This is a genomic window from Paenibacillus sp. GM2 (assembly GCF_900069005.2).
Taxonomy (GTDB): Bacteria; Bacillota; Bacilli; order Paenibacillales; family Paenibacillaceae; genus Fontibacillus.
On record NZ_LN831277.1, the window covers coordinates 483,158 to 495,379 of the forward strand.

General features: G+C 48.7%; 11 protein-coding genes. All 11 read left to right on the forward strand.

Going from position 1 to position 12,222, the window contains the following annotated elements; all coding sequences use genetic code 11:
• The coding region (gene spoIID / locus BN1360_RS05690; protein ID WP_068778931.1) for a stage II sporulation protein D at window positions 1-733 on the forward strand (733 nt) is incomplete at its 5' end.
• Window positions 734-916: 183 nt separating this feature from the next.
• On the forward strand, window positions 917-1,669 hold the full coding sequence (locus BN1360_RS05695; protein WP_068778932.1) for a M23 family metallopeptidase: 753 nt from the start codon (window positions 917-919) through the stop codon (window positions 1,667-1,669).
• 232 nt (window positions 1,670-1,901) lie between these two features.
• Entirely contained in the window at window positions 1,902-2,186 is a 285-nt protein-coding gene (spoIIID, locus tag BN1360_RS05700; protein WP_068778933.1) for a sporulation transcriptional regulator SpoIIID, read from the forward strand.
• 360 nt (window positions 2,187-2,546) lie between these two features.
• Entirely contained in the window at window positions 2,547-3,545 is a 999-nt protein-coding gene (mreB, locus tag BN1360_RS05705; RefSeq protein ID WP_068778934.1) for a rod shape-determining protein, read from the forward strand.
• Window positions 3,546-3,649: 104 nt separating this feature from the next.
• A complete protein-coding gene (locus BN1360_RS05710) occupies window positions 3,650-4,546 on the forward strand; it encodes a flagellar hook-basal body protein (RefSeq protein WP_068778935.1) in 897 nt (298 codons plus the stop codon).
• A 29-nt stretch (window positions 4,547-4,575) separates the two neighbouring features.
• The gene (locus tag BN1360_RS05715; protein WP_068778936.1) at window positions 4,576-5,400 is read left to right on the forward strand and encodes a flagellar hook-basal body protein; all 825 of its coding nucleotides are present in this window, start codon (window positions 4,576-4,578) and stop codon (window positions 5,398-5,400) included.
• A 12-nt stretch (window positions 5,401-5,412) separates the two neighbouring features.
• The gene (locus BN1360_RS05720) at window positions 5,413-5,616 is read left to right on the forward strand and encodes a DNA-directed RNA polymerase subunit beta (protein WP_068778937.1); all 204 of its coding nucleotides are present in this window, start codon (window positions 5,413-5,415) and stop codon (window positions 5,614-5,616) included.
• 716 nt (window positions 5,617-6,332) lie between these two features.
• Complete coding sequence (gene fabZ / locus BN1360_RS05725; RefSeq protein ID WP_068778938.1) at window positions 6,333-6,755, forward strand: 3-hydroxyacyl-ACP dehydratase FabZ; 423 nt, start codon at window positions 6,333-6,335, stop codon at window positions 6,753-6,755.
• A 206-nt stretch (window positions 6,756-6,961) separates the two neighbouring features.
• Window positions 6,962-8,680, forward strand: a complete 1,719-nt coding sequence (locus tag BN1360_RS05730; RefSeq protein WP_068778939.1) for a phospho-sugar mutase — start codon at window positions 6,962-6,964, stop codon at window positions 8,678-8,680.
• Between the two features lie 927 nt (window positions 8,681-9,607).
• Window positions 9,608-11,626 carry a DUF5693 family protein gene (locus BN1360_RS05735; RefSeq protein WP_068778940.1) on the forward strand — a complete coding sequence of 673 codons (2,019 nt, stop codon included), beginning with the start codon at window positions 9,608-9,610 and terminating at the stop codon, window positions 11,624-11,626.
• Window positions 11,599-12,222: polysaccharide pyruvyl transferase family protein (locus tag BN1360_RS05740; RefSeq protein ID WP_195714229.1), on the forward strand; the 624-nt coding region annotated here is incomplete at its 3' end. The genes BN1360_RS05735 and BN1360_RS05740, both read left to right, overlap by 28 nt.

Here is a 12,222-nt window from a genome sequence, read left to right on the forward strand (position 1 = left end):
CGTTCGCCGGCTTGCCGCCGGCGACACGAGCGGCGTGCCTGGCGGCAGCGCCGATGTAAAAGACACGGTGGAACATCAAGTCTATGTATCCAGTGAAGCCCTGCAAGCATGGAAGGAAGAGGGGCGCGCCAAAGATTTGCAGAAGCTGCAGCAGGCGGTTGAACTGACGCGCGGTATCATTATGACCTATCAAGGCCGTCCGATTACCGCTTCCTTCTTCTCCTCTAGCGGGGGGTATACCGAGAATTCAGAGGATTATTGGTCCGAGCCAGTGCCCTACCTTCGCAGTGTTTCCAGTCCGTGGGAGCTTCGGCTTAATCCGCAGAATCAGGTCACCGTGGAACAGGACGTTGATGAGGTGTTCGCGAAGCTGGGGCAGCGGGCTCCGTCCATATCAGCGCTTGGCAGCAGCGGTTCGAAGAAGGGAATCTCTAACCTGTTCAAAGTATTGTCCGTAACGGCTGGGGGCCGGGTAAAGAAAATTCAGATTGGGGACAAGACTTATAGCGGTCGGGAAGTTCGGGAGAAGCTTGAGCTTCGCTCCAGTCAGTTCAGCATGGAACTGGACGGCTCCGAGGTAAAGATCACAACCTATGGTTCCGGACATGGTGTAGGCATGAGCCAGTGGGGAGCAAACGGGATGGCCAAGCAGGGTTATACAACGACGCAGATTCTTAAACACTACTATACCGGGATTTCCTTTAATCAAGTATCCGATGTTTTAGGCTCGTAGATCGATTGCTAGAAGCAAGCGGAAATGACTGTATAACGTACAGGTAGTTTTGCCTTGGTTGGCTTGTGTAGCTATATTCAATAGAATGTAATCTCTGGCCTCTCCCAATTTTCAAAAAAAATTAGTATAGCCAAGTATAAAAGCAATAGCCTCGGTAACAATGGTTATTGAGGTGATGAGGTAATGAATGAACAAAATAGTAAAAAGAAGAGCCATGAGGAATCTCCTAAAATTACAATGGGAGAGCCGGTAGCACCGGTATCCGCGTGGAAGAGAGTATTCGCAAAAAGATGGGTATTCCCGGCGATTTACGTGGCGGCAGTGGCAATTATACTAACGTTAGTGTGGGTCTATCAGGATGCCAGCCAAAAGCCAAAAGACGCCCCTGCCAGTGTCTCGCAATCTATTGAAGACAACCAGGGAGCAGCAGGAAACGTGGATGGCCAGCAGGAGGAAGCTGCTACTGAGACGGTTGCTTCCGCTGAGGATCTGGTATGGCCTGTTGCTAACGTAGCCGATATTACTATCGTCAAGCCGTTCTATGACAAGGACGGAAGTGCCGAGGACCATCAAGCCGCGCTCGTTCAATACAATGATACGTTCAGAGCGAACACAGGGATTGACCTGGCCCGCAAAGATGATCAGCCGTTCGAAGTGAAAGCGGCGATGAGCGGCAAGGTTACCCGGGTCGAGGAAGCTCCGCTGATCGGGTATGTTGTAGAGATTACTCATGCGAACAACCTGAAGACGGTATATGAGAGCTTGTCCGATATCAAGGTGGAGATGAACGCCGAAGTGAAACAAGGTGATGTCATTGCCAGCGCCGGACGCAATGAGCTTGAGAAAGATCTTGGCAACCATGTTCATTTCGCAGTGTATGAGAATGACGAGTTGGTTAACCCGGTTAATGTATTGCCTAAAAATGAGAACAAATAATGAATACGTCTTACGGCGTGCAAAATTATAGTCGCGAGTAGCGTGAAATGTGCGTCCCGTAAGGCAATGACAGGAAGCAAGGAGCTGGTCTCTTTGCTTCTTTTGTTGTTGTTTTTTACAGCTTATTTAAAATATTTGGCCTCGCTTAGGCTTGTCAGGCTTGGAAACAAAGAATATATGGGCACGCCCCTCATATAATGTACCAAACTATCTCGAGTAGGGAGGCGGGAGCGTGCACGATTACATCAAAGAACGGACGATTAAAATTGGTCGCTGCATCGTGGAAACTCGGCACACGGTACGGACCATAGCTAAGGAATTCGGCGTATCGAAAAGCACGGTGCACAAGGATTTAACCGAGCGTCTGCCGGAGATTAATCCGGATTTAGCTGATCAGGTGAAGCACATTCTCGAATACCATAAGTCGATCAGACACCTTCGCGGAGGAGAGGCAACTAAGATCAAGTATAAGAAGAAGGGGCAGAACAAACGGGAGGTAATTAGCTCAGCGCGTTAAAATTTTCAGGCATTCATCATGATTTGCAATTGGGACTTTAGGATTATCATTGAACACATCCCCCAAAGTATGGTATTTTTAAATATGGTATAACAATGTGGATTTTTATCCATTGAACCCGAATTTTCACGGATTTAGGCACCGTTCTGTCGATTGACTGCACCAGGAAATTGGGACGCATTGACCATGTTTAGCATCTAGGATTGCCTTTCCGCATCGGCTTGTAGAAGATGATCTCAATGGCCGACTGGGGCAGTCTATATTGAACTAATAGTTCGCCGACATTAGAGAACGGTGTCACGTTACATAATAGACCGTCCCTTTAAATGTCAACAAAAAACGCTTTGGGGGAGCATCGTAATGATGAGCAAGGATATTGGTATTGATTTGGGTACAGCGAATGTACTGATTCATGTCAAAGGAAAAGGAGTGGTTCTTGACGAACCGTCTGTAGTCGCCATTGATAATGACGCCAAGCGTGTACTCGCCGTAGGTGAGGAAGCAAGGCGAATGGTTGGACGTACGCCAGGAAATATCGTTGCGATCAGACCTTTGCGTGACGGCGTAATTGCCGATTTTGATGTTACTGAGACGATGATGAAATATTTCATCGAACGCGTGGGGGGCAAGAGTTGGTACAGCCATCCCCGGATTTTGATCTGCGCTCCTACGAATATTACATCGGTGGAGCAGAAGTCGATTCGTGAAGCCGCCGAGCGAAGCGGAGCCAAGGAAGTCTTCATGGAAGAAGAACCGAAGGCTGCGGCAATCGGGGCAGGTATGGATATTTTTGAACCGAGCGGCAATATGGTTGTCGATATCGGTGGTGGGACGACGGATGTAGCGGTACTCTCGATGGGGGATATCGTTACTTCCTCGTCTATTAAGATCGCTGGCGACAAGTTTGATTCCGCCATTATTAAATATATTAAAGGAAAGTACAAGCTTTTGATCGGTGAACGTACGGCAGAGGACATCAAAATTGGCGTAGGTACAGTGCATCCTTCAGGCCGTGTCGCCGAGATGGACATTCGTGGCCGAGACATGGTGTCAGGACTTCCGTTAACTGTGACGATCACATCAAAAGAGATTCAGGAAGCTTTGTTCGACTCGGTTGCCACGATTGTAGCCGGGGCCAAGTCAGTGCTTGAGCGGACTCCGCCGGAGCTGTCAGCAGATATCATCGACCGCGGCGTTATTCTGACGGGTGGTGGCGCCTTGCTGCATGGATTGGACGAGCTGTTGGTTGAGGAACTGCATGTTCCGGTGCTGATCGCCGAAGATCCGATGCATTGTGTCGTGAAAGGAACGGGCATTATGCTCGACAATTTGGACAAGGCCATTAAGAAAAGATTCTAATCGACCGATATATTCTGTATATCAAAATGTAATCATCGGTGCTGCATCGGCGTAAGACGGGGAACCGCGGCCGAGGCGGCAAGTTTGAATTTGGAGGCATGTCCATGATCAGGGGACTTTATACTGCTGCATCAGGAATGATAACAGAACAACGGCGTCATGATACGATCACGCAAAATATTGCAAACTTGAATACTCCAGGGTACAAGCAGGTAAGCTCGGTTTCGCATTCTTTTCCCGAAACGCTGATCTCGATTATTGGGGACAAGCAGTCTGGCAATAACCGCAAAATCGGCAAGCTGGCCACGGGGGTGTTTGCAGAAGAGAGCCTGGCATCTTATGCTCAAGGAGATCTCAAGGAGACAGGCAAGAAGTCGGACTTCGCGCTGCTCTCAAGTATCGGTATGAATCATCCTGCTACGGGAGAATTGATCCCGTTTGATGCCTCGGGCAAATATGTGGGTGATAACGGAGAAGTATTCTATCGTCCGGAAGCGTTCTTTACCGTGATGGATAAGGACAATCAATTGCGATATACGAGAGATGGCAACTTCACGGTAGCTCCTGATGGGGCGCTGTTGACCTCGCAAGGGTATCGAGTGCTTGATATGGACCACAATCCTGTCGTGCTGCCTGCCGGCGTATCGATCGATTCCTTGCAGAGTGACAGTGTCGGAAGACTCTTCTATTATAATGAAGCGGGAATTCGTGAGGATGTAGGCAATCTGGGCATCTCGGTCGCTGACCGTCCGCAGGAATTGGTTCGTGATGGCAACGGAGTATATCGGGAACTGGCCGGATTGGGCACAAATGTCAGACCATTAACGAATCGGGAAGGGGCGGAAGTTCGTCAGGGCTACCTGGAAGTATCCAATGTCGACCCCGCTCAATCCATGGTTGACTTAATGGCTGCTCAACGCGCCTATGAGTCCAACCAGAAGATCGTTCAGTATTATGACAAGAGCCTGGACAAAGCGGTTAATGAGGTTGGCAGGATATAGCATTGTATAAGTAATATAGGAGGTGCTACATGAATAACTCCATGATCAGTGCCATGGTATCCATGGGCGGCATCCAGCAGCGTCTGGATTTGCTTGCCGACAATATGGCCAATCTAAATACAGTTGGATTCAAGCGTAAGGAAGCAACCTTTGAAGATACGCTGACTCGTGTTCAACAGCAAGCCAAAGGGATGGAGCTGCCTGGCCGGGTCTCTCCGCGTGGATTCAATCTGGGGTTTGGCTCTATGCTGGCGGGGGCAGAGGTTAACTTTGACCAAGGCCCTATCAAGCAGACGGATATTCCGACAGATCTGGCGATTGAAGGAAATGCCTTGTTTTCAGTGATGACAGCTGGTAATATTAAGGCCTATACAAGGGCGGGCAACTTCATGATTCAACCGGATCCGAATGATGCGGAATCCGCATGGCTCGTTACGAATGAAGGTCACTACTTGTTAAATACGGATGGGGAACGGATTGTTGTCCCTGCTAATTCCAAGCTGCAGATTGACGAGCATGGCTGGATTACAGCGGTTGCCGGGTCTGGAGCAGCCGAACAGATCGGGCAGATTCAGCTGTATACGCCGATTCGTACAGATGCGCTGCAGAAGAGAGATGGCAACTTATTCGTCATAGCCCCCGGCGCACAGGAAGCGGATGTATTGGCGGACACCTTTGCTCTTCCTCAGGATCAGCAAGCTCGTCTCCGTCAGGGGGCGCTGGAGTCCTCCAACGTAAATCTGACCGATGAGATGGCAGAATTAATGCAGGTACAAAGAGCCTATCAGCTCTCGGCCCGTGCTTTGACTTCTAGTGATACAATGATGAATTTGGCTAATAACTTACGCGGGTAGGTGGAGCGCTTCATGACAGAGAAGAATAACCCGGAAGTTAAGCAGCGTGCATGGTGGGTTGTCCCGCTGCGGATCGTGCTGGTGCTGCTCTTCTTCGCAGTCGCTTTGATCGGTGGGGCGATTGCCGGGTATGTTGTGCTTGGCAAGCAGGATATTCACGATGTATTGGACTGGAGCACTTGGCGTCATGTTTTTGATCTGGTCTTTGCTCCTTAACGGGCTGCAAGGTGTTCAGCGCATCTGGATATTGATGATTGAGTCGCTTGTTAGGATGAAAATAATGGTTGGAGAACTCCCGAATACGGGAGTTTTCTTTTTGCATGGGGAGAATGTATAATGATGGGGGACTAAGCACTGACGTTTCAGCCGAAAATAAAAGGGCTAAATCCTATACAGCGCTAGCTGTACCGGATTAGCCCCTTATCTTAACCCTCGCTTCTGCAGAGGCGAAGGATAATTAAAGTGTGACCGACTTTCGCTTTTTTTATACTAAGAGATGTAGTTTTAATAAGTCCACTTTTGATAAGAAACCGGATCGAGGCCAATTTGAGGTGGAGCGACCACGATTCAAAGGTTGGTTTTCTTGCGATATAGAATTTTCATCAGCGTAGCCAGATAACGTATAAATTCTATATTTAATATGAAGCGAATCAAGAAGCTAACTTGGCATCAAATTTTGAATTTAGCTGGGCTGAGCAGAGGCTTACGAAGTCATGTTTCCTGCGGAGACATCTTAGATGACATATACACACACAAGTGTATGCTCACGAGGTCGTTCTCCCTGAAAGCGTGTAGCTTCCCATGTCCTAGCTTCATCCTACTGAAGCACTTCGAAAAAACGTATCGGAAGCATGAGCTTTGGTGTCTGAAAACCGAACTTTTTCAACTCACACAAAATAAGAGTAATTTATTTCAAGAAAGGGGATTTACATATGCTGGATATCAAACAGATTCAAGAGATCATTCCGCACCGCCCGCCGTTCCTATTGGTGGATCGTATTGTAGAACTGGAGGAAGGCAAACGGGCAGTGGGCATCAAGAACGTTACTGTGAACGAACCGTTTTTTACAGGGCATTTTCCAGAATATCCGGTGATGCCGGGGGTATTAATTACTGAAGCATTGGCTCAGGTTGGTGCTGTAGCGATCCTGAACGTAGAAAGTAATCGAGGCAAGATTGGTTTTCTGGCCGGACTGGATGAATTCCGCTTCCGCGGTCAAGTTGTGCCGGGCGACACGCTGCGTCTCGAAGTAGAGATTATCCGTTTGAAGGGTTCCATCGGTAAAGGCAAAGCCGTTGCCAAGGTGGACGACAAAGTCGTCGCTGAAGGCGTAATTATGTTTGCCTTGTCATAAATGTGGAGGTTTGGATGCCGAGGAATGGCTTCCTGCTACAGCTCATAGATTGGCTAGTAGTTGATTAAGTGCAAAGTTCCAAAAGTCCACTTGCGGGCTTTGGGATCGCTGCCTCTATGAATGTGTGATTTTTTACTGTGTAGAGACCTGTCTATCCTTTAAATTTGAGGAATGGATGTAGAAATCTTTAGGAGGAGTTTGTAATCATGGCTGAACTTAGCGCGAATGTAAGAGAAAGACTGGACAGTTGGCTCCAGGACCCTGCCATCGATGATGCGACGAAGCAGGAGCTGAAGCAGCTTGAGAATAATCCGGTGGAGCTGGAAGATCGCTTCTATCGTGATCTTGAATTTGGTACAGGCGGATTGCGCGGTGTTATCGGTGCAGGCAGCAACCGGATGAATCGTTATACGGTGGCTCGGGCGACGCAAGGCTTCGCCGAGTATATTTTGCAAGCTCATGGTCAACAGGACGGGAAGCCTTCTGTCGTTATCGCTCATGATTGCCGCCATTTCTCGCCGGAGTTTGCTCTGGAGGCCGCTTTGGTCCTGGCTGGCAATGGAATCGCAGCCAAGCTGTTCCCGTCGCTGCGTCCAACGCCGCAGCTATCTTACGCCGTGCGTGAATTAGCGGCAACCGGTGGAATTGTCGTAACAGCGAGCCATAATCCGCCTGAATATAATGGATATAAAGTATATAACGCCTTTGGAGGGCAACTGGTGCCGGATGAAGCGGAGCAGGTCATCGCCCATATCCGCGAGGTTACTTCTTTCGGGGGGATCAAACGTCTGAGCCGTGAAGAGGCTGAGCAGCAAGGGATGCTTGTCTGGCTGGGTGAAGCGGAAGATGAAGCTTTTGCCGAAACCGTGGCGGCAACCAGTGTGAACCGCGAGCTGATGGCTGCCGGTGCGGCCAAAGATCTGGTCGTCGTATTCACTCCACTCCATGGTACAGGGAACCTTCCGGTGCGCCGTGTATTGGATAAAATCGGTTTCACCCAGGTTCATATCGTGAAGGAGCAAGAGTTGCCGGATGGAAATTTCAGCACGGTTAAATCTCCAAACCCCGAGGAGCGCGAAGCGTTTACGATGGCGATTGAGCTTGGCAAGCAGGTCGGGGCGGATATTCTGATCGGAACGGATCCGGATGCCGACCGTATGGGTGCAGTCGTTCGAGCAGCGAACGGGGAGTATGAGATTTTGACCGGAAATCAATCGGGTGCGATCCTGGTTCACTACGTGCTTGGTCAATTGAAGGAAGCAGGCAAGTTTCCTGAAAATGGCGCCGTGGTGAAGACGATCGTAACGAGTGAGATGGGGGCGACCATTGCTCGTCATTATGGAGCTGCTGTATTTAATACCCTGACCGGGTTCAAATATATCGGCGAGAAAATGAACCAGTTTGATGAGACTGGCGAGTATACTTACCTGTTTGGATATGAAGAGAGCTACGGTTATCTGGCTGGCAACTATGCCCGCGATAAGGATGCCATCGTGGCTGCATCCCTGATCTGTGAAGCGGCTGCATATTATAAGCGCCAAGGCAAGACGCTGATCGATGTGCTGGAGGAACTCTACACCCAGTTTGGATACTATCGCGAGTCGCTTGCTTCCCGGACGTTAAAAGGGAAGGATGGCGTGGCCAAGATTGGCGCATTGATGGAAGACTTCCGCAGCAATCCCCCGCAGCAGATCGCTGGCTCTGAGGTGAAGCAAGTGCTTGACTACTCGCTTGGATTGGATGGGCTTCCGAGGGAAAATGTATTGAAATTTATGCTCGCGGATGGCTCCTGGTTCTGCTTGCGTCCATCCGGAACGGAGCCGAAAATTAAATGCTATTTTGCCGTTTGCGGCGAGTCCAACGAGGATGCCAAGGCCAGCTTGAAACGTCTGGAAGATGAAGTCTTAGCGCGGATTGATGCTTAAAGCATAAGCTTCCGTTGGCAATACTGCTATAAACAACACGAGCTTCGATATTAAGCCATCACATGGTTTGCATGGGTGCGCATGGTCCGAAGCTGCATCACGGCGATCGGCCGACTCAGTTGAAGTGAATAAGCCATATATTTAAGTCGACTTGATCAAGTCGACTTAAATGCTGTGTATAAGGCAAAATGAGCTTTAACCTGGCAAGGGGTCAATGTCCGTGACGTTTATTATAGAATGGTTTCTTTGCCTATTTCCCGGGTACAGTGAGAAATTTTGTCTAAAGTGTGTTTTTACATTAATAATAGCTCACTTCAGTCATTCCACGGGAAATTTACATTTCGTATACTTTCTTCCATTCAAATACGTTAGAATAGATGAATTGCTTTTTGGGGCGTTTTTGCAAATAAGCGAGTAATTACGGGAACGGTTGTGTCGACTACGGCTCCAAAAGTGACAATTTGATAAGATTTAGCAATAAGATTGCAGTATTATTGGATTGTACTCGCCGGAGTATCCTGCATTTCCCTCTATAATTAGACGAAACATTGAAGAATTTTGACTCGGAAGCGAGAACTTAGTAGTCTTGATGTTAGAGATGATGCCATTATCGCCTGAAGTTAAAGAGATAACATTTGTGAAGCATTATATTTACCTTCTTGTAAGATCGGGGAATTCCTGCGGCAGCTTACACCATAAAGAGCAGGGAGATTCCTGTAAAAGTACAGTTTTTTCGCGGGTAGAGGGCTCGATAGAAAACTGCACTTTTACAGTTATGTGTTCTTTTATCGCGATTTTAAAAAATCTTCCAGTTTTGATTATTAGAGTGGTTAGATTGTAAGATAATAGGATGGGTAAACAATAAGACGATAATGAAGAGGGATGAAGGAGTACTTGTATTTTTTCTTAAGTTGAGGAGGTAGCTTTGTGGTACAAAGTTGGCAGCGGTGGAATCAAGCTTCCCGCAAATGGCTATGGATTTTGGTGATAGTGGGGATTATCGCCTCGATACCTGTAATTTATCAACGGGTGGAGACGGAATCTTCGGCAAATAAAGTAGAGATCGTATTTAATTATCGCGGCTTGGTGGAGATATCGAATTATCAGGCTAATCCAGCGGCTTATATGAATGAACAATTAGATCGGCTGAAGGAAGCCGGAATTACAACGATGGCTTTGTTCGAGAGCTCATTGGACGAATATCAGAAGACAAGACGGATTATGCTCCTGAGTGAAGCTGATATCGCCAAGTTTAATAAGACGGTGGTCAGCTCTAACAGCAACTATACTTATATTGCTTTTACGAATGAGGATAACGAGAAGCAGCTTCGCCCTGTAATCGAAGAAGCTTTTCGCGAATTAGGCGTTGCGGTAGGACCTTGGGAATATGAAGGGCGTCCAGGCCTTGTTCTCCAGATGTCTCCGGATGAAGCGCTGCTGAAGCCGATGCCAATTGATAAAATGGCGTTCTCCATGCTTCAGGATAAAGGCTTTATTATATTGCCGCGGCTGTCTGATAATATCCCTTATGATCAAGCGGCGATGGATGAGGAACTGCAATATTTTGCAGATCATGGTGTAAATCGCATTCTGTTTGATGGCGAAGCCGTCAAAGGGTTCCAGGATAATGAGAAGATGAACAGTTTACAAGGTTTTGCAGAACTGCTGAACCAATATCATATTGGAATCGCTACGATTGAGAACCTGAAGGCACCTCAGAAAGGCTTCAACAAACTGGCTTATCTGGTCGATTACAACGTGGTTCGCCTTCATTCGTTAGCGGACCTGGAAGCGAGTCAGCCTGTCGATACGTTAGCAGATCGGTTTGCGCTTGCTACGAAGGACCGGAATATTCGGATGATCTATTTGAACGCTTCTCCGGCCAAGGATGCGGCCAAAGCAGCGATTACCAATCCGATAGACAATCTAATTCACTCGCTGCAGGAACCGGGGAATGCAATTCAGCGGATCCAGGATAACGGCTTCGAGCTGGGTCAGGCAGAGGCCTTCCATGTGTATGATGCTTCTTGGCAAAAATATTTAAAGGCGTTGGTCGTGCTTGGCGGCGTGGCGATGATCGCACTGCTCATCTCGTGTTTTATCGCACCTGTCACTTTGGCAGCCTTTGTCCTTGGGTTGATCGGCTCCGCCGGGCTGTATGTACTTAAACCAACCTTGATGGAGCAGGCCCTTGCGTTGTTTGTGGCCATTAGTGCGCCGACGATTGCGGTAGTATTGGCCATACGCAAAGTAAATGAAGTCAGCGATACCAAGACGATGCTGCCTAATAGCAAAAGATTGGCGCATACGCTTGTATTGTATGTGAAGACAGCTGTAATTTCACTGTCGGCTGTTCCTTTTGTCATTACATTGCTTAACAATATTACTTATAGTCTCGTGTTGAATCAGTTCCGCGGCGTAAGTCTGCTGCATTTGGGACCTATTCTGCTGATTGCTATATATGTCTTCCTGTACCAAGGGGAATCCGTCTGGAAGGAACTGAACCGTTGGCTGAAGATGCGAATTACGCTGCTGTGGGTAGTTGTAGCTGCTGTTCTGGGTGTGGTTGGGCTGTATTATCTGTCTCGGACAGGGAACTCCGGCTCGCTGCTGCCTGGTGAAGCAACGTTTAGATCTGTGCTTGAAAATACATTTGGCGTAAGACCAAGGAATAAGGAATTCCTGCTTGCGCATCCGCTGTTCCTGGCAGGTATCTTCGCGGCGTTCCGTTACCGTTGGGCGCTTTATGCGATGGTTATCGCAGTTATGGGACAATTGTCTATGGTAGATACCTTCGCTCATATCCATACTCCGGCGGTACTGTCGCTCATTCGCGGCTTGCTCGGCCTGGGGCTCGGGGTAATCGTTGGCTTAATTGCGATTCTAATTTGGCATATTATCGAAAGGTGCTGGGATAAATGGTCGCCGCGTCTCCTCAAACCATAGTTCTATCGGGATATTACGGCTTTCGCAACAGTGGGGATGAAGCCGTGCTGCAATCGATTCTTACTGCACTGGAAGAGGAAGGCCGGGCATCCGGGATTCAGATTGATCCGGTAGTGTTGTCGATCGACCCCGAATGGACGAGCCGTACCTATGGAGTAAAAGCTGTACATCGGATGAAATTTGCGGAAGTAAGGAACGCTATTAAGAACAGCGACGGATTGATCAGCGGCGGGGGCAGCCTGCTGCAGGACGCAACGGGACTCAAATCGATCCCGTATTATCTCGGCGTGATCAAGCTGGCGCAGTGGCTCGGGAAGCCGACCTTTGTATACGCGCAGGGCGTAGGACCTGTAAATCGCAAGCTGTTCCGCCCGTTTATCGCGTCTGTGTTCCGGCGCTGTGATTATATCTCAGTGCGGGATGCGGAGTCGGCGGAGCTGCTGCGCAGCATGGGTATTCCGGGCGGGGACATAGAGGTGGTCCCCGATCCGGTGATGGGGCTGAAGCTGCCGGAAGATGGGGTGGCAGCTTCAGCAGATTCGCAGCCGGACTCGCAAGCGGGCGAGTCCGCTGCCGCCACCGGCGCCGGCGCTCAT

Excerpts from the sequence above, each read along its gene's own strand:
- BN1360_RS05695 (WP_068778932.1), top strand. The coding sequence starts at position 917 with ATGAATGAACAAAATAGTAAAAAGAAGAGCCATGAGGAATCTCCTAAA.
- mreB (WP_068778934.1), top strand. The coding sequence starts at position 2,547 with ATGATGAGCAAGGATATTGGTATTGATTTGGGTACAGCGAATGTACTG.
- BN1360_RS05710 (WP_068778935.1), top strand. The coding sequence starts at position 3,650 with ATGATCAGGGGACTTTATACTGCTGCATCAGGAATGATAACAGAACAA.
- BN1360_RS05715 (WP_068778936.1), top strand. The coding sequence starts at position 4,576 with ATGAATAACTCCATGATCAGTGCCATGGTATCCATGGGCGGCATCCAG.
- BN1360_RS05720 (WP_068778937.1), top strand. The coding sequence starts at position 5,413 with ATGACAGAGAAGAATAACCCGGAAGTTAAGCAGCGTGCATGGTGGGTT.
- fabZ (WP_068778938.1), top strand. The coding sequence starts at position 6,333 with ATGCTGGATATCAAACAGATTCAAGAGATCATTCCGCACCGCCCGCCG.
- BN1360_RS05730 (WP_068778939.1), top strand. The coding sequence starts at position 6,962 with ATGGCTGAACTTAGCGCGAATGTAAGAGAAAGACTGGACAGTTGGCTC.